Source organism: Citrobacter sp. RHBSTW-01013 (assembly GCF_013781985.1).
GTDB lineage: Bacteria > Pseudomonadota > Gammaproteobacteria > Enterobacterales > Enterobacteriaceae > Citrobacter > Citrobacter braakii.
Genome location: NZ_CP056185.1, coordinates 3,990,228 through 4,011,725 on the forward strand (window position 1 = coordinate 3,990,228; position 21,498 = coordinate 4,011,725).

General features: G+C 50.5%; 23 protein-coding genes and 3 pseudogenes. 16 read left to right on the forward strand and 10 right to left on the reverse strand.

What is annotated here, in order from left to right; all coding sequences use genetic code 11:
* Positions 1 to 7: 7 nt before the first annotated feature.
* The 4 genes and pseudogenes from HV350_RS19165 to HV350_RS19180 form a co-directional block, all read right to left on the reverse strand.
* Positions 8 to 1,159, reverse strand: coding sequence for an IS30-like element IS30 family transposase (locus HV350_RS19165; RefSeq protein WP_001254932.1), 1,152 nt, complete (start codon positions 1,157 to 1,159; stop codon positions 8 to 10).
* A gap of 67 nt (positions 1,160 to 1,226) precedes the next feature.
* A pseudogene (locus tag HV350_RS19170) lies at positions 1,227 to 1,529 on the reverse strand (transposase); the annotation flags it as partial.
* Between the two features lie 20 nt (positions 1,530 to 1,549).
* On the reverse strand, positions 1,550 to 1,867 hold the full coding sequence (locus HV350_RS19175) for a hypothetical protein (RefSeq protein ID WP_086550888.1): 318 nt from the start codon (positions 1,865 to 1,867) through the stop codon (positions 1,550 to 1,552).
* Positions 1,868 to 1,966: 99 nt separating this feature from the next.
* Entirely contained in the window at positions 1,967 to 3,649 is a 1,683-nt protein-coding gene (locus HV350_RS19180) for a methyl-accepting chemotaxis protein (protein WP_103283513.1), read from the reverse strand.
* 361 nt (positions 3,650 to 4,010) lie between these two features.
* Between HV350_RS19180 and HV350_RS19185 the strand changes: the two genes are divergently transcribed.
* The 7 genes and pseudogenes from HV350_RS19185 to HV350_RS19215 all read left to right on the forward strand — a co-directional run.
* Positions 4,011 to 4,715: an IS6-like element IS26 family transposase gene (locus HV350_RS19185; protein ID WP_001067855.1), complete on the forward strand. Its 705-nt coding sequence runs from the start codon at positions 4,011 to 4,013 to the stop codon at positions 4,713 to 4,715.
* A gap of 39 nt (positions 4,716 to 4,754) precedes the next feature.
* Positions 4,755 to 5,000 carry a hypothetical protein gene (locus HV350_RS19190; protein WP_255467584.1) on the forward strand — a complete coding sequence of 82 codons (246 nt, stop codon included), beginning with the start codon at positions 4,755 to 4,757 and terminating at the stop codon, positions 4,998 to 5,000.
* 160 nt (positions 5,001 to 5,160) lie between these two features.
* Positions 5,161 to 6,183 carry an IS110 family transposase gene (locus HV350_RS19195; protein WP_103283512.1) on the forward strand — a complete coding sequence of 341 codons (1,023 nt, stop codon included), beginning with the start codon at positions 5,161 to 5,163 and terminating at the stop codon, positions 6,181 to 6,183.
* A 1,047-nt stretch (positions 6,184 to 7,230) separates the two neighbouring features.
* Positions 7,231 to 7,560: a type II toxin-antitoxin system RelE/ParE family toxin gene (locus HV350_RS19200; protein WP_000493286.1), complete on the forward strand. Its 330-nt coding sequence runs from the start codon at positions 7,231 to 7,233 to the stop codon at positions 7,558 to 7,560.
* Positions 7,541 to 7,822 (forward strand): helix-turn-helix transcriptional regulator, encoded by a 282-nt coding sequence (locus HV350_RS19205; protein ID WP_000780222.1) that lies wholly within the window; start codon positions 7,541 to 7,543, stop codon positions 7,820 to 7,822. Before HV350_RS19200 ends, HV350_RS19205 begins: the two co-directional genes overlap by 20 nt.
* A 125-nt stretch (positions 7,823 to 7,947) precedes the next feature.
* A complete protein-coding gene (locus HV350_RS19210; RefSeq protein ID WP_181500131.1) occupies positions 7,948 to 8,928 on the forward strand; it encodes an IS5-like element ISKpn26 family transposase in 981 nt (326 codons plus the stop codon).
* Positions 8,929 to 9,076: 148 nt separating this feature from the next.
* A pseudogene (locus HV350_RS19215) lies at positions 9,077 to 9,769 on the forward strand (polysaccharide biosynthesis tyrosine autokinase); the annotation flags it as partial.
* Between the two features lie 119 nt (positions 9,770 to 9,888).
* On the opposite strand, the gene appA reads toward HV350_RS19215, so the two are convergent.
* The 6 genes and pseudogenes from appA to HV350_RS19245 form a co-directional block, all read right to left on the reverse strand.
* A complete protein-coding gene (gene appA / locus HV350_RS19220) occupies positions 9,889 to 11,187 on the reverse strand; it encodes a bifunctional acid phosphatase/4-phytase (RefSeq protein ID WP_016239723.1) in 1,299 nt (432 codons plus the stop codon).
* A 79-nt stretch (positions 11,188 to 11,266) separates the two neighbouring features.
* Complete coding sequence (gene cbdX / locus HV350_RS19225) at positions 11,267 to 11,359, reverse strand: cytochrome bd-II oxidase subunit CbdX (protein WP_000270305.1); 93 nt, start codon at positions 11,357 to 11,359, stop codon at positions 11,267 to 11,269.
* A gap of 12 nt (positions 11,360 to 11,371) precedes the next feature.
* Positions 11,372 to 12,508: a cytochrome d ubiquinol oxidase subunit II gene (gene appB / locus HV350_RS19230; RefSeq protein ID WP_032654819.1), complete on the reverse strand. Its 1,137-nt coding sequence runs from the start codon at positions 12,506 to 12,508 to the stop codon at positions 11,372 to 11,374.
* Between the two features lie 11 nt (positions 12,509 to 12,519).
* A pseudogene (locus HV350_RS19235) lies at positions 12,520 to 13,479 on the reverse strand (cytochrome ubiquinol oxidase subunit I); the annotation flags it as partial.
* A gap of 537 nt (positions 13,480 to 14,016) precedes the next feature.
* A complete protein-coding gene (locus HV350_RS19240; protein WP_008325050.1) occupies positions 14,017 to 14,628 on the reverse strand; it encodes an inovirus Gp2 family protein in 612 nt (203 codons plus the stop codon).
* 404 nt (positions 14,629 to 15,032) lie between these two features.
* The gene (locus HV350_RS19245) at positions 15,033 to 15,239 is read right to left on the reverse strand and encodes an AlpA family phage regulatory protein (protein WP_032654816.1); all 207 of its coding nucleotides are present in this window, start codon (positions 15,237 to 15,239) and stop codon (positions 15,033 to 15,035) included.
* 449 nt (positions 15,240 to 15,688) lie between these two features.
* Between HV350_RS19245 and HV350_RS19250 the strand changes: the two genes are divergently transcribed.
* The 9 genes from HV350_RS19250 (at position 15,689) to HV350_RS19290 (ending at position 21,495) form a co-directional block, all read left to right on the forward strand.
* A complete protein-coding gene (locus tag HV350_RS19250) occupies positions 15,689 to 16,615 on the forward strand; it encodes a hypothetical protein (RefSeq protein WP_032654813.1) in 927 nt (308 codons plus the stop codon).
* 106 nt (positions 16,616 to 16,721) lie between these two features.
* Positions 16,722 to 17,585: a GTPase family protein gene (locus tag HV350_RS19255; protein WP_001548935.1), complete on the forward strand. Its 864-nt coding sequence runs from the start codon at positions 16,722 to 16,724 to the stop codon at positions 17,583 to 17,585.
* Positions 17,586 to 17,676: 91 nt separating this feature from the next.
* Positions 17,677 to 18,498 carry a DUF932 domain-containing protein gene (locus tag HV350_RS19260; RefSeq protein WP_032654809.1) on the forward strand — a complete coding sequence of 274 codons (822 nt, stop codon included), beginning with the start codon at positions 17,677 to 17,679 and terminating at the stop codon, positions 18,496 to 18,498.
* Between the two features lie 217 nt (positions 18,499 to 18,715).
* Complete coding sequence (locus HV350_RS19265) at positions 18,716 to 19,417, forward strand: WYL domain-containing protein (RefSeq protein ID WP_008324530.1); 702 nt, start codon at positions 18,716 to 18,718, stop codon at positions 19,415 to 19,417.
* Positions 19,418 to 19,453: 36 nt separating this feature from the next.
* Positions 19,454 to 19,690, forward strand: a complete 237-nt coding sequence (ypjK, locus tag HV350_RS19270) for a protein YpjK (protein WP_001115854.1) — start codon at positions 19,454 to 19,456, stop codon at positions 19,688 to 19,690.
* Positions 19,690 to 20,133, forward strand: a complete 444-nt coding sequence (locus HV350_RS19275) for a YfjS/YafY family lipoprotein (protein ID WP_001547764.1) — start codon at positions 19,690 to 19,692, stop codon at positions 20,131 to 20,133. Before ypjK ends, HV350_RS19275 begins: the two co-directional genes overlap by 1 nt.
* Positions 20,134 to 20,155: 22 nt before the next feature.
* Positions 20,156 to 20,623 (forward strand): protein YkfB, encoded by a 468-nt coding sequence (ykfB, locus tag HV350_RS19280; RefSeq protein ID WP_001547765.1) that lies wholly within the window; start codon positions 20,156 to 20,158, stop codon positions 20,621 to 20,623.
* Positions 20,624 to 20,699: 76 nt separating this feature from the next.
* A complete protein-coding gene (locus tag HV350_RS19285; RefSeq protein WP_000194654.1) occupies positions 20,700 to 20,939 on the forward strand; it encodes a DUF905 family protein in 240 nt (79 codons plus the stop codon).
* Between the two features lie 97 nt (positions 20,940 to 21,036).
* Positions 21,037 to 21,495 (forward strand): antirestriction protein, encoded by a 459-nt coding sequence (locus tag HV350_RS19290; RefSeq protein ID WP_000211838.1) that lies wholly within the window; start codon positions 21,037 to 21,039, stop codon positions 21,493 to 21,495.
* The last annotated feature ends 3 nt before the right edge of the window (positions 21,496 to 21,498 follow it).

Genomic DNA, 21,498 nt, shown 5'->3' on the forward strand with positions numbered 1-21,498 from the left:
TGTAGATTCAATCTGTCAATGCAACACCCCTTTCAATTATCTCTTTCGGTGTTTTGAACTTCAGTGTCTTTCTCGGTCTGTTGTTTAGCTGAGCAGCAACCAGATCTAGTTCATGTTGAGTATATTGGGCAAGACATGTCTTTTTAGGAAAGTACTGCCGAATTAGCCCATTTGTGTTCTCATTTGTTCCCCGCTGCCAAGGACTCTGAGGATCGCAGAAGTAAACTTTAACGCCGGTGCTGACAGTAAATTCTAGATGTCTGGCCAGTTCCATTCCTCTGTCCCATGTCAGTGATTTTCTGAGTTCTGACGGTAAACTCAGGAATTTGTCGGTAAGAGCCTGATTTACTGAGACAGAATCTTTGCCCCTGAGTCTAAGGATGATCGTATAACGTGATTTTCGGTCTACAAGTGTGGCTATATGAGAGTTTTTTGTACCTGAGACTAAATCGCCCTCCCAATGCCCCAGAGAGCGTCTGTTATCGATATTTCGGGAACGTTCGTGAATTGGTGTTCCGTTCACTATGTTAATCGTACCTCTTTCGCCTTTGCGGGTATGACGCCTGCCATGGCGAAGGCTATGCGACCGTCGCAGATGCTGTATATTCAGGTGGTGTAGCGCTTCACGGCTACGAAAGTACAGCGTTTTATAAATTGTCTCAGGTGATATTCGCAGCGTTTTTTGACGTGGTTTTGTTCGCCTTAACCATCCTGATATTTGCTCTGGAGACCATTTCATCTCCAGCTTTTCCAGAACAAGCTTTCGCAATGGTAAATTTTGATCCAGTAAGCACGGTTTTGGCCTTTTCGCCATTCTGTTGGCTCGGTTATTAGCATCAACAGCTTTGTAATAGCGTCTGCCCCGATTACGCTGAACTTCACGTGAGATCGTCGAAGGACTGCGATTCAGCGCAGTAGCTATCGCACGAATGCTCATTTTGGCTGACAAACCAGCTCGTATCTCCTCGCGCTCAGACAGTGTCAGGTGAGCTACAGCCCGCTTACGCTCATGGGGTTTTATGCCGCCAGTATCCCTTAACATAGTGAAGATCGTTCCGGGTTTTGAACCCAGGATATTCGCTATTTCACTGAAGCCTGTTCCGTTCTTCCATAGTTCAAAAACAGAGGCTTTTTCCTCTGCTGTAAATGTTCGTCTCATTCAAAAAACCTCCGCAACCCCATGTTTTCACATAACTGTTGCGTTGACCAATTGAATCTACAGTAGCCTTTTTTAATATCGTATTTTGCTCCTCCAGACGGCGAACCTGCTTTTCCAGCTCGCGGATACGTTGCTGGTCTGGAGTAATGGGTGTGGCAGAGGGCGTAATCCCCTGGCGCTCTCTCCTGAGCTGGCGTACCCAGCTCTCAAGCGTAGTAGAACCCACATTCATCGCTTCACTGGCCTGTCGATATGAGTAGCCCTTATCAACAATCAGCTGTGCACATTCCAGCCTGAACTCAGGGGTGAAACTACGTTTGGTTTTCTTGTTCATTAAGTCACCTGTTTTGTGTTGAGGTGAGAATATCACCTTTAATCAGGTGGCCAAATTTACTGTGCCACTACAAGCCACCTTATATTCACCAGCAGGTTTTTCATCAGTGAAATGGCGCGTCCCACAGAGAGAATTTCAATAAACAGGTTAAGGTCGTTTTGTTTCAGGTAGTTCAGGAAGTCTGGCTCACTGAGACTTTCCCCTGCCTCCTCGTAAAAGCAGGCAATCGCTTCCATGTTATTCATGTAGGTGCTGATTGCGGCGTACTCGTGTCCTTCCATCTGTTCAAGGATGACCCTGACAGACTGCATCCGGTCGGTCAGTTTCGCATGTATGTCTGCATATTTAGCCTGACGGGGATTTATTTCACTCATTATTACTGTCGCCTGTAAATAACCGGCACAGTGCGAACACCATGCCGGGAGATTATGGCTGACAAAACGGGAACGACAGGATCCCGCTGTTGTCGGGGGTCAGAAGGTTTCCCAGTTCTCGCTGGCGTGTTGTTCCGTTTCACGAACGGACTTTACCGCTTTAACCTTACTCTGCGGGCTGGTGTTGCTGATTGTCGGTACTATGGTATTTTTTCGTTCAGCATCGCGTTTTTTATTATCACGGAGACGAAATACGCTCACCTTCTCCTGCAGAATCCGTGACTGATTCTGCAACGAAGCGGCAGTGGCTGCAGACTGTTCCACCAGAGCTGCATTTTGTTGGGTGGTGCTGTCTATCTGGCCCATGGCGCTGTTAATCTGGGCAATACCATCTCCCTGCTCACGACTGGCCTTGGCTATTTCCTCAATCAGCCCTTCCATGCTCTGGACGTTACTGATGATATCCTCCATTTCCCTGTCTGCTTTTTCAACCAGGGTACGGCCGGATGCAATGCGGGAAACGGAGTCATCAATGAGCTCTTTTATTTCCCGCGCGGCAGAAGCACTGCGCTGAGCCAGATTACGAACCTCTCCGGCCACAACCGCAAATCCACGGCCGGACTCGCCGGCGCGTGCGGCTTCCACGGCAGCATTAAGCGCGAGAATGTTGGTCTGGAAGGCAATCCCGTCGATGACCTGGATGATGGCTGTCATTTCAGACGAGGTGTCGTAAATCTCCTGCATCCGGGAAGACACCTCACTCATGACCACTCCATTCTGTTTCACAATGGCCGTTGTTTCTGTCACAAACTGGTAAACCTGTGCTGTATTGCCGGCAGTATTGTTTATGGTGGCCGTCAGTTGTTCCAGAGTGGCCGCCGTCTGTTCCACACCGGCAGCCTGCTCTTCGGTGCGGGCTGACAGGTCTGTATTACCACTGCTGATTTCTGCTGCAGTCAGCGCAATATTGTCCGCTCCCTGACGTACTTCCCGGACGGTGTTACTCAGACTCCCGCACATATCACGCAGTGCCTGCATCAGTTGCCCCAGCTGGTCCTGTGAGTCCACTTTAATCTCCACACACAGGTTACCTTCCGCCACTTCCCGGGCAATCCGGACGGCTGAAATCAACGGACTGGTAATGCTTCTGGTGATCAGCCATGCCAGCACACCTCCCAGAAGAAGCGCCATACACCCAGTGATGATCAGTGTCAGTATGGCTGCCGTACCATTATCAGCGATAACTTCACCCGCTTTATCTATGCTTGTTTTTTCGTATTCCACCAGTGCCTGCAGACTGGCCATGTAGTCATTTATGATCGGTAATTGCTGTGACCGAATGAAGCGGTTCAGGGCTTCACGGTCCCCCTGCTCACTGATCTGAAGAGCTTTTACCAGGGTATCTGCATACACCTGACGCTTTTCACCAATGGTTTTCAGCAGCTTAATACCCTGCTCTGAAGTAAGCTCCCTGTTAAATTTATCCTGCAGTATATCCACGCGAGCACGGGTTTTCTCTATCCGCTGCTGTGCATATGTCCTGATATCCGGGTCCCCCGACGTCAGCAGAACCAGTCCAAGCGCACCGTTTGATTCAATACCGGTCTGCCATTCATTCGCCATACGCTCCTGCAGAAGATAATTATTCATCACGCGTTCGGTGGAAGTGAGCATAGAGTTCAGGTACCCCACTCCGGTCACTGTCATGATCATGATAAGAACCAGAATTAGGCTGAAGCTGCCAGCCAGCCTGATACCCACACTAAAGTCTTTGATTTTCATTTTATTACCCGTGAATGAAGCTGGTTATTTCGGACCCCGGTGTCCCTGACAAATAACTGGTGCCTCCAGACTTATTTATGAGGAATCATATTTTGATTAACGAGATCTGTTATCGGTATCAGTGTGCCTGAATGGAGTATGTCAGACACGACCACTTAATACCCCGAAGCGTCCTGCCAAAAAAGACCAGACGGTGAGGGCTGGTCTGAAATCTGACAATGTCTATGGGGTCTACCGTTGCGTAGAGGGCTGTCACAACGTTAATAAGATTATCGGCAACAGTCCGGTAAACTTTAACGGCACTGTTGCAAATAGTCGGTGGTGATAAACTTATCATCCCCTTTTGCTGATGGAGCTGCACATGAACCCATTCAAAGGCCGGCATTTTCAGCGTGACATCATTCTGTGGGCCGTACGCTGGTACTGCAAATACGGCATCAGTTACCGTGAGCTGCAGGAGATGCTGGCTGAACGCGGAGTGAATGTCGATCACTCCACGATTTACCGCTGGGTTCAGCGTTATGCGCCTGAAATGGAAAAACGGCTGCGCTGGTACTGGCGTAACCCTTCCGATCTTTGCCCGTGGCACATGGATGAAACCTACGTGAAGGTCAATGGCCGCTGGGCGTATCTGTACCGGGCCGTCGACAGCCGGGGCCGCACTGTCGATTTTTATCTCTCCTCCCGTCGTAACAGCAAAGCTGCATACCGGTTTCTGGGTAAAATCCTCAACAACGTGAAGAAGTGGCAGATCCCGCGATTCATCAACACGGATAAAGCGCCCGCCTATGGTCGCGCGCTTGCTCTGCTCAAACGCGAAGGCCGGTGCCCGTCTGACGTTGAACACCGACAGATTAAGTACCGGAACAACGTGATTGAATGCGATCATGGCAAACTGAAACGGATAATCGGCGCCACGCTGGGATTTAAATCCATGAAGACGGCTTACGCCACCATCAAAGGTATTGAGGTGATGCGTGCACTACGCAAAGGCCAGGCCTCAGCATTTTATTATGGTGATCCCCTGGGCGAAATGCGCCTGGTAAGCAGAGTTTTTGAAATGTAAGGCCTTTGAATAAGACAAAAGGCTGCCTCATCGCTAACTTTGCAACAGTGCCCAGAGGATTTCTTCGCCATTCTCGGCATCCCGCTAAAACAGGTTTACCGGGAACGCGCCAGGCTGCTTAAGGCCAACCCGGAAGAAATCATATCCTCCGGGGATGTCCGGTTAATCGCTATCAAGGTTGAGAACTGGACGCGTAAGGCCGCTGCCGGGTTAGCCAGGATGAAAGCGAAGCGTGAAGTGGCTCGCCAGCGCAAACAGGAATACTACTCCCTAACCTTTGCCTGATCCCCGCCTACTACCGCCTTAGCTGGCGGGGATTCTGCACGTCTGCAATAAACCTCAGTACAAAAAACAGCCTTAACGAATGGAAGGGACTTCCCCTGGATATGCGCCTGATTAACTCTTGTGCAATCATGGGGTAAACATAGCCCCGGAGGGATTCGTTATGACCATCACGACTGTCGGTATCGCTCTTGCTAAAAATGTGTTCGCTGTTCACTGCGTTGACCAACACGGTAAAACTGTTCTGGTTAAACCCAAAGTATCGCGTGCTGCCCTTCCTGAGCTGATTGCCAGTTTACCTCCCTGTGTTATCGGGATGGAGGCATGCTCCGGGGCTCACTACTGGGCAAGGTTGTTTCGGCAATATGGTCATGAACCACGGCTGATGGCTGCTAAATTTGTATCTCCTTACCGCATGGCCGGTAAATCAGGCAAAAATGATGCAGCTGATGCTCAGGCTATCTGTGAAGCAGTTCGTCGCCCGCATATGCGGTTTGTACCAGTGAAGGATGAGAGCCAGCAGGCGATGCAATGCCTACACCGTATCAGACAGGGTTTTATCGAAGAGAAAACAGCAACATATAACCGATTGAGAGGTTTGATATCGGAATTCGGTGTCATCGCCCCACAAAGTACAGATGCCCTGCGTCACATGGTTTCTGAGCAGAAGAGTTCTTTGCCACTTCAGGTTCAACAATGTGTTAATGACCTGCTGGAACACATTGATCGTATTGAAGATAATATTACTGAATATGACCGGATTTTGTCCCGCATGGCAAAAACAGATCACCGCAGCCAGCGATTGATGGAACTGAAAGGGATTGGTCCCACAACGGCCTGTGCGCTGGTCGCCAGTATCGGTAATGCACACGATTTTAAAAATGGGCGACAACTGGCAGCCTGGCTGGGACTAACGCCATCGCAGTACAGCAGTGGTGGGAAATCAAAGCTTGGCAGGATAACTAAAGCTGGCGATTCGTATCTGCGAACGCTACTGGTTCAGGGGGCTCGTTCGGTTCTGATTGGTGCCGAGAAAAGGACTGATTTATTCAGTCGTTGGGTCTGTTCACTGGTCGATCGCAGAGGATACTGGCGTGCCGTTGTAGCCATCGCCGCCAAAAACGCAAGGCTGTGCTGGGCATCATTGCATTACGGTGATGATTTCAGGCTGTACTCAGCCAGCTAAAGCACGAAACAAAATAACCATCTGACCTGCAATTCGTTGATGATAAAGGGTTAGACCCCGTGAGGCCTATCTGGCTATTGTACAGGATATACGTATCCGCTTAACGAACAAGAACCTCACGCGCGTCTTTCATCAGGGTCCGAATCGATGACGATTCATCATGGCCGTTTATAGTACCGCAGTCTCTCCCCTTTATTTTTACTGAAGAGCAGACAGAAACCATAAACACCGGCGTTGACACGCCGGGGAAGCCCTTATAGTACAATAATTTTCGAAATCCAACCCATCCCGCCTACAGGAATGACGGATTTTTCGGCGGTTCCGGCGTAGACCCACCACAACTGCTGTATAGCTTGTGGGTAAGTGATAATGAAGTGCAAACGAGATGGCGCAAATACTCTTTTGGTTTATCTTTTAATTACTTACGTATTAAAAGATAAACCAAAAAAAATAAAAGACATTACTGTTATCCCCTTTAAAAAGTGGATAACCGAACAGCATCGGCGCGAGCGCCTCAAAAGTAGCTCCCCACGCTAAAGCGCGGGGCATTCAGAACGGAATCCCTCGATGGCTAACAGCTCGCCTGTTAGCCATCGAGGGATTGGACAAATCCGGCCACGCCGGATACGTCAGCAAATATCGCTGAAGAATTAGCTTACACGCTCGTAAGCGGCTCTTACGACCCGCTAACGAGGAGATACGCCCCAACTGCGGCTTCGCCTTGTTGTGACCACTCCGACCGCGCACAAAAGCCTCTGAGCCGCTTTTAGCGGAATATGGCTTTGCAGGGTGAAGGGATGGATAGGCGATCCCTTTCGATCCCTCACTGGTATCGGCGGCTAACCCTCGGTGCTACCTGTCATTTCATCCTGCCGCCTTACATGCGCTAACGCGCATAAATCCCCGTTCCTCAGTGGAACGAAAACTCACGCTAACAGGGTAGTGACCGGGTAGCCACGATAACTGCCAACAAAATTAGCTTATAGGTTAATTCTACCTTGTCTGAAATTAGCCTATAGGTTAATATTAATAGAAATGGGAGGTCACATGTTTAGCGTTGTTTATCACCCGGAAGCCAGGGAAGAAGCCACAGCATTACCCGTAAAAATCAGGGTGAAGTTTGACCGTCTCATCGGCAAACTGGAGTATGACGCCCGATTACTGCGGGAGCCGGACACGAAGCCCCTGGGCGATGGACTTTTTGAGATCCGCACGATGGGGACGGACATAGCCAGGGGAATCTGGGTATACCACAAAGGCAATACCATCATCATGCTCCGTGTTTTCATCAAGAAGTCACAGAAAACGCCAGCGAAAGAAATCGATCTCGCCAAAAAGCGGTTAGCGGAGGTACTTAATGAAACTGGTAAGCCATAAAGAACTGCATAACGAGTGGATGCAGGACGATGAATATCGCGCTGCATGGCAGGAAGAAGAACGTAAGGAAAAGCTCAGGGAGCTGCTTGCTGAATGGCGCAAGCATGACAACCTGACAAAAGCGCAGGTTGCTGAACGCATGGGGGTTACACCTCCGGTTATTTCTCGCCTGGAAAACAACATCACCAAAGCCAGCATCGACACACTGACCCGCTACGCTCACGCCTGCGGCATCAAGAAACCTGTCATTGCCCTGTACTGAATAGCCAGCCCTCCGGGGCTGGCCTTTTTGTTTCGGTCAGTCCCAAAATTTTGTTAAGGAAGGTGCGAACAAGTTCCTGATATGAGATCATCATATTCATCCGGAGCACATCCCAGATGGACATCATGAGCCATCAACTCACCTTCGCCGATAGTGAATTCAGCACTAAGCGCCGTCAGACCCGAAAAGAGATTTTCCTCTCCCGCATGGAGCAGATTCTGCCATGGCAGAATATGACCGCTGTCATCGAGCCGTTTTATCCCAAGGCGGGCAATGGCCGACGGCCCTATCCGCTGGAGACCATGCTGCGTATTCACTGCATGCAGCATTGGTACAACCTGAGCGACGGTGCCATGGAAGATGCCCTGTACGAAATCGCCTCCATGCGCCTGTTTGCCCGATTATCCCTGGATAGCGCCCTGCCGGATCGCACCACCATCATGAATTTCCGCCACCTGCTCGAGCAGCATCAACTGGCCCGTCAATTGTTCAAGACCATCAATCGCTGGCTGGCCGAAGCAGGCGTCATGATGACCCAAGGCACTTTGGTGGATGCCACCATCATTGAGGCACCCAGCTCTACCAAGAACAAAGAGCAGCAACGCGATCCGGAGATGCATCAGACCAAGAAAGGCAATCAGTGGCACTTTGGCATGAAGGCCCACATTGGTGTCGATGCCAAGAGTGGCCTGACCCACAGCCTAGTCACCACCGCGGCCAACGAGCATGACCTCAATCAGCTGGGTAATCTGCTTCATGGAGAGGAGCAATTTGTCTCAGCCGATGCCGGCTACCAAGGAGCGCCACAGCGCGAGGAGCTGGCCGAGGTGGATGTGGACTGGCTGATCGCCGAGCGTCCCGGCAGGGTAAAAACCTTGAAGCAGCATCCGCGCAATAACAAAACGGCCATCAACATCGAATACATGAAAGCCAGCATCCGTGCCAGGGTGGAGCACCCGTTTCGCATCATCAAGCGGCAGTTCGGCTTCGTGAAAGCCAGATACAAGGGGCTGCTGAAAAACGATAACCAACTGGCGATGTTATTCACGCTGGCCAACCTGTTTCGGGCGGACCAAATGATACGTCAGTGGGAGAGATCTCACTAAAAACTGGGGATAACGCCTTAAATGGCGAAGAAACGGTCTAAATAGGCTGATTCAAGGCATTTACGGGAGAAAAAATCGGCTCAAACATGAAGAAATGAAATGACTGAGTCAGCCGAGAAGAATTTCCCCGCTTATTCGCACCTTCCCTAAAAATATCCCCTTCCTGGCGGTGGATAACCCGGCGGATTCTGCTGTGGAAGCCGTACGTGCGCTACGAACCAGTCTGCATTTCGCTATGATGGAGACTGAGAATAACATTCTGATGATCACCGGTGCGACGCCAGACAGTGGTAAAACATTTGTCAGTTCAACTCTGGCAGCGGTGATCGCCCAGTCCGATCAAAAAGTGTTATTTATTGATGCCGACTTACGCCATGGTTATTCGCATAACCTGTTTACCGTGAGTAATGCACATGGCTTGTCGGAATATCTGGCAGGTAAAGATGAGCTCAACAAAGTGATCCAGCATTTTGGCAAAGGAGGCTTTGATGTGATTACTCGCGGTCAGATGCCACCTAACCCGTCTGAACTGCTGATGCGCGATCGGATGCGTCAATTACTGGAATGGGCGAACGACCATTACGATCTGGTGATTGTCGATACGCCGCCGATGCTGGCGGTGAGCGATGCTGCGGTCGTGGGGCGCTCTGTCGGCACCAGCCTGCTGGTTGCGCGTTTTGGCCTGAACACCGCCAAAGAGGTGAGCTTGTCAATGCAGCGTCTGGAACAGGCAGGCGTCAATATTAAAGGCGCTATCCTCAATGGTGTGATTAAACGCGCCAGCACCGCTTACAGTTACGGCTATAACTATTACGGTTATAGTTACTCCGAGAAAGAGTAAAACTGAAGGTAAAGTGACCGGATGCGGCGTGAACTCCTTTTCCGGTCTACGCATTAGACAGTTCTTCGTTTGTCATCAGCCTCAGAGCATTCAGGTAGCTGAATGCTCTTTTTTATGCATTACAAACTGCACGCCGGTATGCGTGCTTCATTCACGATTTGCGTAAAACCGGCCAACGAACACATGCCCTGCGCATTTCGCTCTTCACATCCTGCCAGGGTCAGTTTCACCTCTCCGGGCGGCGTATTTAATGACAGCGGCGTTTTATCACGCATCTGCTGTAAAGTCTGGAAGACCAGCGAAACCTGAATCCACTGGCTGTTATCGCTTAGCCGACGCCAGCGTTCAAACACCAGTTCACCACCTGGCGGCGTGTTATCCGGCTGACCTGGAAGCGTCCAGTTGAGCTCCAGTGCGCCGCCGAGATTTGCCAGATTAGTATCGTGTCCGGCGATAAACAGCACTGAAGTGGGTAATATCACACCATACGCCTGTTTTTGCGGTGGATGGGGCGTCAACGCTGTCATGATCAAATCCAACAACGGGGTGGCGCGGCTGCGGGCAACCTCCGGCGTGCGTTGTAGTAAATAAAATTGCGCGTTATGCAAACTTAGCAACGTGTTCCACTGGTGTGAATCAGTGATCCTTCCCCACCCCGGCTCCGGCATTCCCTGTGCCTGTTGCAGGAGAAATATCTCCGTCAGCATTGATGCGAGGCTTACCGCACCGGTTAATGAGACATTGTCGGCGCTCACCTTGAGTTCCGATGGTAATGCCTGCGTTAATGAACAGCTTTCGTCCTGTTTCTCACGGTTAAGGCACAAGTTTGATTGCGGAAAATTAAGCACCCGTTCCAGTTCGCGAAACGCCGTTTGCCGATGCCCGGTAAAGTCAGCAATTGACCCTCCTGCCCTGCTGAGGATCGCGTCAGTCACGTTCGCGTTATCCAGTTGGCAAACGCCAGTTTTTAGAGGATTAAATAACGGATCGGGACTGGACGTATCTGCCTGGGTATGTACGGTTATTGCACAGTCAGGTGCCAGCCCGGCGGCGAAGGCTTCGCCTGTTTTACGGGTACGCTCGTCGACATCAGCAATAATCGCGACCTGACCAGGCTGCGGGCAGCCCTTTTTCGTCAGCAATCCGTCGGCTACCAGACGCTGGCGTTGGTAATGTCCGAGATAAGCGATTAGCTCACCACCGCGCGGTGTCAGCCAACCCAGTTTTACCGGCCAGGTTGGCCATGCGTCTGGGGTGACATCCTGCATCAGTTGCGTGGCCTTAGTTGGGGCACGCACACCATGACGACTGACAATCACCACACTTTCCAGCTTCAGCTCCGGCTCACTCTGAGCGAATGCAGATTGCGGGGTTAACGGAATCAGAAGAGATAAAAATGGGATCAAGATCGCTTTCATCGATATGTTTCCGCTTTTCATATCCGACATTATTGATTGCCTGATACGACGCTAATGCGCCGCATCAGACTTACGTTCGTTAACTTTTCAATCGCGGGTCCAGCCATACCAACACAAGGGTGGAGAGCGAACACATCAACAAAATGCCGACGAACCAAAGTAAATACCACATTGTTCCTGCTCCTTAGTACAGCTCGTTTTCGTTACGGCGGAGAGTTTCTGTCGTCATGCGCCCCCACATTTTGTAGTAGCTCCAGAGAGTGTAGAGCAACACAATGGGCAAAAATATCAGCACGATTACCAACATAATACTCAGCGTCAGCTGACTGGAAGTGCTGTCCCACAACGTCAGGCTGGAGATTGGACTCACGCTTGACGGCATGACAAAGGGGAACAGCGTGATACCTGCCGTGAAAATCACGCCAAATTGCATCAATGATGCCATCAAAAATCCCCAACCCGGGCGACCACGATAAATCGCCATCACCGTCAGCAATGGGCAGAAGAACCCCAGTAGCGGGAAGATCAACAAAACGGGCGACTCGACAAAATTATTCATCCAGGCACCAGGTAGCACTGCCACCAGTTTCATTAACGGATTGGAAGGACCGTTAGCATCCTGGGCGAGCAGTACAAAGCCATCAATACCGACCCACAGCCAGTAACCCGCCAGCAAAAAGCACAGCATCACCAACAGTGCAGCGCGTTTAGTCGCCAGCTGTGAACGCAGATGAATCACACCAACAGTTTTCAGTTGTAACCAGACGCCACCTTGCAAAATCACCATCCCAAGGCTGAGCAATCCGCACAATAAAGGGAATGGCGTCAGCAGTTGCCAGAAGCTGTCGAGATACTCCACGCGTAATTGCGGTGTGAAGGCAAACGGCACGCCGAGCAACAAGTTGCCGAAGGCGATACCGAAGACTACCGGCGGCACCAGACTGCCGATGACCAGACCGGCATCCCACATTTTACGCCAGCGTGCATCGGCGATTTTTCCGCGATAATCAAAGGCCAGCGGGCGGAAGAACAGCGAGCACAGCACCAGGATCATCGCCACATAAAAGCCGGAAAACGCCGCTGCATACACTCTGGGCCAGGCGGCAAATAATGCCCCACCTGCGAGGATCAACCAGACCTGATTGCCTTCCCAGTGCGCACCAACGCTATTAATCACTATCCGGCGTTCATCATCATTACGCGCCACCAGCGGCAGCAAACAGCCGATCCCCATGTCAAATCCGTCGGAGATCATAAAGACCACCAGGATCACGCCAATCAGCAGCCACCAGATGAAGCGCAATGTTTCATAATCAAACATGATTTTCTCCTTTACCCCTGTTGCTGCGTCGGTTGTTCACTCTGCATCGCGCTCGGCCCCAGACGGGCATATTTCTGCATCAGGTAGACTTCGGCGATTAAGAACAGGGTGTAAAGCCCTACGATCATGATCAGTGAGAAAGCCAGTTGTCCTGTGGTTAAGGCGGAGTGCGCGGAGTATGTCGGTAAGATGTCCTGTATCGCCCACGGCTGACGACCAAACTCGGTCATAAACCACCCGGCTTCAATCGCAATCCACGGCAACGGCAAACTCCAGAGCGCCATTTTCAGCACCCAGCGATGCTGGTCGATTTTGCCACGCAGCGTCTGGACAAGCGCAATCAGCATCACCAGTAGCAGCAGGGAACCACAGCCCACCATGATGCGGAAACTCCAGAATACCGGCGCAACCTGAGGTATTGCACCACGCATCGCCGCCTGGTACTGTGCGGCTGTGACATGATTCATATCCGGCGCATAGCGGGAGAGCAACATGCCGTAGCCCAGGTCACCTTCCAGTTCCCGGAATGCCTGCAACACATGCGGCTCACGATTGCCTTGCGATATTTCCTGCATTAACAGCCAGACCATACGTCCGCGTTGCAAGCGTGGGTAGGTTTCAGCCATCAAATTCTTCAGACCCGGCACGGGTTTATCTAATGAGTGAGTGGCGAGGATCCCTAGCAGCGCGGGAATTTTGATGGCAAAGGCGTTACGCTCTTGATCCTGTTCCGGCCAGGCAACCACATGGAACGGTGCAGGTGCAGGTTCCGTTTGCCACTCCCCTTCCATCGCCGCCAGTTTTACCGGTTGTACTTGCGCGACTTCATACGCAGAACTGTCTCCGAGTTGCAGCGTGCCAATAATCGCCAGAGTACCGAAGACGGAACCGATGGCAAACGAGCGTAATGCGACATCGCGCTCCCGTCCGCGCAGTAAATACCAGGCGCTGATCGCCATAATAAACATGGCCGAGATTTTGTTGTTCTTTTAGAGCCTGAGGTTTAGCGTAAGCGGGAGCCAGCCTGTAAATACCATCACCATCGGGGACGATTCTGTCGCCCAGACGATTAAGATCACGATACAAAGTACGCTCACTGATGTTGAATTCGTCCATCATCTTCTTACGTGATACAAAACCGTACTGGTAAAGTTCTGCAATAATAGCGGTCATTCTTTGTACCATTACCTCATGCCCGCTCATGCGCGTTCTCCTTGTAATTTTTCCTTGAGATTACCAGTTGCTACTGACAGGGCATGTCAGTAGCGACTGGAGGATCATGTTTTCATATCGGCAAATTTCTCACATAACTTAAGGAGATTAAGTCGAAAAGTCAGTTAATGGATTTTGCGGTCAATAACATAATCAGTCTCCTGCAGGCAGTCGCGAGTAGCCACTCAGAGGTGAAAGAACAACTGACGTGTCAAGGCTTCAAAAGCGGAGTATGCTGAGATTCAGTCGATTAGAGCCAGGCTGAAAAAATCTTTATAGACTTAGTTTGTTTTGCCTCAGGACTGACTGCAGCCAAACGAGCGTTCATCTCGGCTGTATGACTTGGTGCGCTCCTTCGCAAAGTAGCTCAGACGGAAAGTGAGCTTATCGTAAACCGCACGATAGTCTGTGGCGTTGGCATCCAGATAATACAGGGGATTATCTGGGATGTGGACCAACGTTCGGTATTCGGGGTAAGGGCCTAGTTGCAAAGCGCTCAGCCAGGCTTCACGTATCAGGCTGGCTAATCCCGTTCCCCCTTCTCCATAGCTCCCAAGTCCATTGAATGTGTCTTTGTTCACGAAAAGTACCATGTGGTAATGGGACTTCTCGTTTATTTCTCCCACTTCCCGAACCCAGGCGTAACGCAACTGGCATGGGTAGCTCCTGATGCCATTCTTTATTTTATTTCGGTACCGAGCATCGATTTTTGCATTAAGCGATTCAATGAAACGGGATATCAGACCACTATTCCTATTACAGTTGTCATCAGGCAGACGTAGATCGACACGGACAGCCATTGTCCTTGGGTGTTGTGCTATAGCGTTATCAATTACACCCAGCATCCGTTGCAAATACGTTGTATTGAATGGGGCATGACGTTGGTCAAGATAAATATCATTAAGCATAATAGATTCCTGTGATCTGAATATCGGGCAGGACGGAACCTTACCCGCGATGGTTGAGGTAATTAGGTGGTATCAAATCTGGCTTATTGAGTTTGTGTTGGATGTTAGTTGGGTGATGCTGACTAAATTGCTTGGTGTGTATTGCGTAGGTGTGTATTACTGGAATATTGGGGTTTATGTACTGATATATATTAACAATCCGTCACGTATTAATACTCAACATTCAGGCCAGATACGGTTTGATATTTCATTGTGTTAAATTATTTACTCCGAAGTTAATGTCGTCTGAAAAAAATGATTAAGGGGTGGCTATAACTTATTTCAATCACGGTGCATGATCAGAGTGTCATTTAAAATTAAGCAGCAAAAAGGGCATGGAATTTGATAAACACAGTCCAAAATATTTAATTTCTGGAATCATTAATTTTAGCCTGCAACCACTCCTCCAGGTCGCTTTTTAACCAGCGAGAAGCTCTACCCATCTTAATGGGTTTCGGAAATACCCCTTCCTGTATCAACTTATAGAACCATTTATCACTCAGGCCAGTAAGGCGTGTGATAAACTTCATATCGATGAACTCATCTTCCATTAGTGCAGGTTTAGTTTTCATGCTGAGTGTCCCATTGCGAGAAGAGCACCGGAGCAGGCGATAACTAATTGTTCACGCCTTCTCCTCCACATGAATGGGGTGTGACGTAAAAAAAGATCTGGAAGGAGCAGTTGAGCTACCCAACTAAGAATGCATAGATACGGAAAACCTCGTGTAACGCTGTTCTCTGACCGTTACAATTTGACGGATGTCGAAACTTTGTAGAGTGCAATCATGAAAATTATTCAGAGTGGTGAGTTGATCAGTACTCTCCCCCAATTTACCAGAGGCAGAAAAATCACAGGAGGCAACCAGCCATTAATCACTTACTAATCAGTTAGTAATCACTACTTTATCATTAAAAAATCAGCAAAAAACCAGTCAACAGTCACCTTGCAGATGCCAAATCATCATGGTTCATTTATACTTTTGAAAGCATCGGACAGATGTGATATCACACTGGAGGGTACATGCTTAGGTATGACGAAGTGAGAGAGGAGTTCTTTTCCCTTTACGTTCTGAGTCTGTATTACAACGAAGATTACATTAAGCAGGCGAGTAATTTCGACACGCCTGAGGAATTTCAAAAACTCATTAATCATATATTGAACACTAAATTCCTATTCAATAATGAAGCAATACAAAGTGCGCGTACTTACTTGAAAAAACAGTTCCATTACAAAATCATTGACAAAGAGAAGTTCGATTGTTTCAAAGGTTCTGATAGAGGATCGTGGTTTGCCTTAATGTATATATATAACAACAGAATCAGTCCTGAAACCTCCTCGAGCGTGAATATCTTTGCACAAGATAATATTTACAACCCGAACTCAACTCCTGCATCCTTTTTTGAATTTGAAAACATTGATGAAATTAAAAATTTCTCACTTGATGAAGTACAAGCCGAAATGCAGATGGGAATCTCCCCTAGCAATAAAGAAAAAAATAGAGATACACCTGAAAAATACTCGCGTAGATTTTATTTAACATCTGGCGCAGATCCCGACAACTACAGCCCGAATACAACATCCGAACAAGAACGCATTTGTACTTTGATGAGGTTTATTGATTTAGCTCCTGTAAGTTTAAGTCAGAAAATTTCTTATTTTCGTAAGTTGCATGATAAATGGCTAGAGCAATATAATACATTCCTTACTGATTATGACTGGCTAGATAAAAAAGATGAAAAGCAAGCTATCTATTGCTGGGAGTATCTGAGAAATAAAAATATGACCCCCTTTTATTTAAAACCATATAACACTGCAATGAGAATACAGATGATCATTGCATGCATGGATAGTTGGGACACTGGAGTTGAAGAAAAATATTTCTTTATTCAGAAAATGAAGCATGCTTGGCAGCAGGCTGTTTCATCACGTAAAAAAGACAAAAAGTAGATCAAGTTAATAATTTTCAGATATATATCATCCCTTTGAACATACCAGATTAACGGTGAAATCTCACGATTCTGCCGTTTTTGTATTATTTTTCAGAGGAGTAGTAATGAACAATTCTGAAGGATTGAAGCCGTTTCAGCAATCGCTCGCTGGTCTGCCACAGTGGGTGTCTGAACGTATATTGCAGCAGATAAATCAGTTAACCCGCTACGAGCCAGTGATCGGCATTATGGGTAAAACCGGTGTTGGGAAGAGCAGTCTGTGCAATGCCCTGTTTGCCGGAGATATATCACCGGTCAGCGATGTGGCTGCATGTACCCGTGAGCCACTGCGCTTTCGCCTGCAAGTCGGCGACCGCTATATGACGCTGGTGGACCTGCCAGGCGTGGGCGAAAGTGGTGCTCGCGATACCGAGTATGCTGCGATGTACCGCGAACAACTCCCCCGGCTCGACCTGGTTCTGTGGCTGATTAAGGCCGATGACCGGGCGCTGGCGGTGGATGAACATTTTTATCATCAGGTGATTGGAGAGGTATACCGGCATAAGGTGCTGTTTGTTATCAGCCAGTCGGATAAGGCCGAACCCACCAGCGGTGGGGGACCGTTGTCCACGGCGCAGAAGCAGAATATCAGCCGTAAAATCTGTCTGCTGCATGAGCTGTTCCAGCCCGTACATCCGGTGTGTGCCGTGTCGGTCCGTCTTCAGTGGGGACTGCGGGTGATGGCCGAGCGAATGATTAAGTGCCTGCCACGTGAGGCCACCAGCCCGGTGGTGTCGCAACTCCAGTCTTCCTTTCGCACGACGGTAGTCCGGGAACAGGCTCGTAGCGATTTTGGTGAAACCGTCGGGGCCGTACTCGATAGCATCAGTGCCTTTCCCCTGATACCCGCCCCGGTACGGGCTGTCATTCAGGCCGTGCGCACCACCGTGGTCTCTGTGGCCCGCGCCGTCTGGGATTTCTTCTTCTGAGTATTTAATCCATCCCTGTTATTTCCCTGACCCTGTCGCCGATGCGACGGGGATCCCCTTTATTTGTTTTCCCGTTATGAGGAGTCTGCTTATGACCCGTCTGGCTTCGCGCTTTGGCGCTGCAAACATTATTCGTCGTGACCGTCCGTTAACCCGCGAGGAGCTGTTTCGCGTGGTGCCCAGTGTGTTCAGCGAGGACAAACACGAGTCCCGTAGTGAACGCTACACCTATATACCCACCATCTCCTTGCTGGACAGCCTGCAGCGAGAAGGCTTCCAGCCATTCTTTGCCTGTCAGACCCGTGTGCGTGATCCGGAGCGTCGCGAACACACCAAGCATATGCTGCGTCTACGGCGTGAGGGACAGATAACCGGTAAGCAGGTGCCGGAAATAATCCTGCTCAACTCTCACGATGGCAGCAGTTCGTACCAGATGCTGCCGGGACTATTTCGTGCGGTTTGTCAGAACGGGCTCGTCTGCGGTGAGTCGTTTGGCGAGGTGCGGGTGCCACACAAGGGGGACGTGGTGAGTCAGGTGATTGAAGGCGCGTATGAGGTGCTGGGGATTTTTGACCGGGTGGAGGAGAAACGGGATGCCATGCAGTCGTTGCTGTTGCCACCCCCGGCACAGCAGGCACTGGCAAAAGCCGCCCTCACATACCGCTTTGGTGAAGACCACCAGCCGGTGACTGAATCGCAGATCCTCTCCCCTCGCCGCTGGCAGGATGAGAGCAATGACCTGTGGACCACGTACCAGCGTATTCAGGAGAACCTGATTAAGGGCGGGCTCAGTGGCCGTAATGCCAAAGGAGGACGGTCACATACCCGTGCCGTTCGCGGTATCGACGGGGACGTGAAACTTAACCGGGCACTGTGGGTGATGGCGGAAGCGATGCTCACGCAACTGCAGTGACCGTTTAATGTTGCCGCCTTGTTAATATCGGACACCACCTGTCCGCATCGCACCGTGCTGGCGGTCCTCACTCACTGAGTGAATGGCCTGTAACCCCCGCTGCCTCTGGCTTTTGCAGAAATGAAAAATAGTTTCTGTGATGTCCATACCCTGTCCGACCCCCTCTTTAAAGTAATCACATCATTTTCAGTCAGTTAACTTTCACGGAGAACGTCTCATGACACAGGCAGAACGCCGCCATGACCGGCTGGCTGTCAGGCTGTCACTGATAATCAGCCGTCTGGTGGCAGGGGAAACACTGAGTGTGCGTAAGCTGGCCGCTGAGTTTGGTGTGTCGGTGCGCACGCTGCGGCGTGATTTTCGTGAGCGGCTGATGTATCTGGACCTGGAGTATCAGTCCGGATATTGCCGCTTACGTACTGCGGGCAGTGAGACGCAGATGGTGCCCGACGTGCTTATCTTTGCCCACCGCAGCGGGATGGCCGGTCTTTTCCCTGGCTTTGACCGTCGTCTGGTAAACGCACTGCTGATGTGCGATGAGTCTCCCTGCGTAATCGCACCCGCCAGTCCGGCTCCTTCGCCATCAGGCGCATTGTCTTTCTGGCGACTGATTCAGGCCATTACCGGGCGCAGGCGGGTGACGCTGATTGCCGAGGGGCAGCGCTGTGAGCGGCTGGCTCCCTGCCGGTTACTCATCCACCAGCAGGCCTGGTATCTGGTGGCAGAGCACGACGGACATATCGCCGTATTCACCCTGAATGAAATCCATCTGGTTCAGCCCCTGCAGGAGTCTTTTCGCCGCAACGACAGTCTGTGCAGTCTGGTTGAAGACCCGGTGTTTATTCAGGCCTTACCCCATTTTCGCTTTATCCAGCAGTCGCTGCTTGCGTTTGTTCCGGCCGACAGCCCACCGGAATAGTGCAGGTCTATCTCAACTCATCCGCAGGGAGAGCCTATGCCATTTATTGCCATTATCGCCATTGTTGTCATCGTCATCATTCTGAACAAAACCGGGGTGTCCGACAGCCTCACGGCCCTGACCCTTGCCACCGTTGCCGCACTGCTGACGGGCGGAGGGGCAGCCGGTGCGGCCAGTGTCGCACTGACACCGTTCGTCGGCGTGCCGGTGGGTATTTTCGTGGGCATTTATGTCTTTGCCAAAGTGGTTCGTCTGATTTCAGGAAAAAAATAATGAAACGTAAAACACTGCCTCTGCTGGCGCTGGTTGCCACCACTCTGTTTCTCATCGCATGCGATGACAGAAGTGATGACCTGAAGGCCATCAGTAAATTTAAGGACCTCACCCCACCGCGTTTCAGTGATGTGGTCAGCCACCAGGATGATGTCAGCGAAGAATGGTCACAGGTTGACTACTTATCCGGTCCCACCTTGCAGGTTTTACGTACCCGCCAGTCGCCCGATGGCTGCGAGGATGGCAGTTACTACTACCTCGTGGATATGCAGGAAAAAACCGTCCAGCCACTGATGAATGCGCTGTGTATTGCCGATAACATCAAACTGGAATACCAGGAGGTGACGGACCCGTATACCAAAGAAAAATACTTTGAGTACGCCCATGACGGCAAACTGATGGGGCGACTGCTGATACCCTCAAACCCTGAGAACCAGGAATAAAACAACGACAAAGGAGACAAGAATGACAATACTTTCACTAAGTCGGTTTATGCTGGCGGGTGTACTGCTCGCGAGCTTTAATGCCTCTGCTATCCCGGGGTTCTGGCAGCAGGGTTACGGTCAGGGCAATACGGAATACAGCGTGACCGAAGCCAGCGGAAAGACGTTTACCATCAACTGCACAGGGAACCCGGACCAGAATGGTTTCTATCAGCATTCAGTCTTTCTTACCCTTGCCGATGACAAGATGGTCAGTTCGCACGATGACGACACTACTATCACCGTAGTGATGGATCACCAGCAGTACATTATTCCGTCCAGCCTGGGCTGGCGTAACGGCGATAACGCCTGGTTTGACTTCATCAGCAATATCTCTGAGGCCGGGCAGTTCGACGTCTACGTCAATGACCACAAAGCAGGGACCTTCACTGCGGACCGGAAGAACGCTGAGAAAGTTCTGTCCACTCTCGGAGACTGCAGCAACGACTGATAGTAGTATCTTCCCCAGCAAATCCACCCCGACAGCTAGCAGGCTGCCGGGGTTTTCTTTTATCAGGAGCCCGAAAATGACCCAATCCGTGTTGCTGCCACCGGGGCCTTTCACCCGGAGACAAGCGCAAGCGGTCACTACCACGTACAGCAATATCACACTCGAAGACGACCAGGGCAGTCACTTCCGTCTGGTGGTTCGTGATACTGAAGGCCGGATGGTCTGGCGGGCATGGAACTTTGAGCCGGATGCCGGTGAAGGTCTTAACCGCTATATCCGCACCTCAGGCATCCGTACAGACACGGCCACCCGCTGATCGCGAAGCATTTACCCGCATTCACCTCCCCGAACACACTTTATATCCCCATACGCCAGCCATCGCCGCTGGCGTTTTTATTGACGGAGACATACCCATGACAACACAGACGCAGCACGACCTCGCACCCGCTAACCAACCCGAATTTGAACTGACCGTCACGCCGGTCCCCGATGAACAGCGTATCGATTTCTGGCCACAGTACTTTGGCGCTATCCCGCAGTGGCTACTCCTGGAGCCGCATATCTTCGCCTGGATGGACCGCTTCTGTGAGGGCTACAGCGGTGGTATCTGGTCGTTCTACACCCTCAGCAATGGCGGCGCATTTATGTCCCCCGAGCCTGACAACGATGAGACATGGCGTCTGTTTAACTGCCTGAACGGTAACGATGCCCAAATGAGTGCAGAAGCAGCAGGTATTGCTGTCTGCCTGATTGCGTATAGCCACCATGCCTGCCGTACAGAATGTGACGCGATGACCGCACACTATTACCGCCTGCGGGAGTATGCCATGCAACATCCAGAGGCTCACGCCATTCTGCGTATTATCGACTGACCG

Coding starts and splice junctions, on each gene's coding strand:
- HV350_RS19250 (WP_032654813.1), top strand. CDS start 15,689: ATGCTTAGGTATGACGAAGTGAGAGAGGAGTTCTTTTCCCTTTACGTT.
- HV350_RS19205 (WP_000780222.1), top strand. CDS start 7,541: ATGAAACTGGTAAGCCATAAAGAACTGCATAACGAGTGGATGCAGGAC.
- HV350_RS19290 (WP_000211838.1), top strand. CDS start 21,037: ATGACAACACAGACGCAGCACGACCTCGCACCCGCTAACCAACCCGAA.
- HV350_RS19240 (WP_008325050.1), bottom strand. CDS start 14,628: ATGCTTAATGATATTTATCTTGACCAACGTCATGCCCCATTCAATACA.
- appA (WP_016239723.1), bottom strand. CDS start 11,187: ATGAAAGCGATCTTGATCCCATTTTTATCTCTTCTGATTCCGTTAACC.
- appB (WP_032654819.1), bottom strand. CDS start 12,508: ATGTTTGATTATGAAACATTGCGCTTCATCTGGTGGCTGCTGATTGGC.
- HV350_RS19195 (WP_103283512.1), top strand. CDS start 5,161: ATGACCATCACGACTGTCGGTATCGCTCTTGCTAAAAATGTGTTCGCT.
- HV350_RS19200 (WP_000493286.1), top strand. CDS start 7,231: ATGTTTAGCGTTGTTTATCACCCGGAAGCCAGGGAAGAAGCCACAGCA.
- ypjK (WP_001115854.1), top strand. CDS start 19,454: ATGCCATTTATTGCCATTATCGCCATTGTTGTCATCGTCATCATTCTG.
- HV350_RS19210 (WP_181500131.1), top strand. CDS start 7,948: ATGAGCCATCAACTCACCTTCGCCGATAGTGAATTCAGCACTAAGCGC.
- HV350_RS19185 (WP_001067855.1), top strand. CDS start 4,011: ATGAACCCATTCAAAGGCCGGCATTTTCAGCGTGACATCATTCTGTGG.
- HV350_RS19285 (WP_000194654.1), top strand. CDS start 20,700: ATGACCCAATCCGTGTTGCTGCCACCGGGGCCTTTCACCCGGAGACAA.
- HV350_RS19245 (WP_032654816.1), bottom strand. CDS start 15,239: ATGAAAACTAAACCTGCACTAATGGAAGATGAGTTCATCGATATGAAG.
- HV350_RS19165 (WP_001254932.1), bottom strand. CDS start 1,159: ATGAGACGAACATTTACAGCAGAGGAAAAAGCCTCTGTTTTTGAACTA.
- ykfB (WP_001547765.1), top strand. CDS start 20,156: ATGACAATACTTTCACTAAGTCGGTTTATGCTGGCGGGTGTACTGCTC.
- HV350_RS19275 (WP_001547764.1), top strand. CDS start 19,690: ATGAAACGTAAAACACTGCCTCTGCTGGCGCTGGTTGCCACCACTCTG.
- HV350_RS19180 (WP_103283513.1), bottom strand. CDS start 3,649: ATGAAAATCAAAGACTTTAGTGTGGGTATCAGGCTGGCTGGCAGCTTC.
- cbdX (WP_000270305.1), bottom strand. CDS start 11,359: ATGTGGTATTTACTTTGGTTCGTCGGCATTTTGTTGATGTGTTCGCTC.
- HV350_RS19255 (WP_001548935.1), top strand. CDS start 16,722: ATGAACAATTCTGAAGGATTGAAGCCGTTTCAGCAATCGCTCGCTGGT.
- HV350_RS19265 (WP_008324530.1), top strand. CDS start 18,716: ATGACACAGGCAGAACGCCGCCATGACCGGCTGGCTGTCAGGCTGTCA.
- HV350_RS19175 (WP_086550888.1), bottom strand. CDS start 1,867: ATGAGTGAAATAAATCCCCGTCAGGCTAAATATGCAGACATACATGCG.
- HV350_RS19260 (WP_032654809.1), top strand. CDS start 17,677: ATGACCCGTCTGGCTTCGCGCTTTGGCGCTGCAAACATTATTCGTCGT.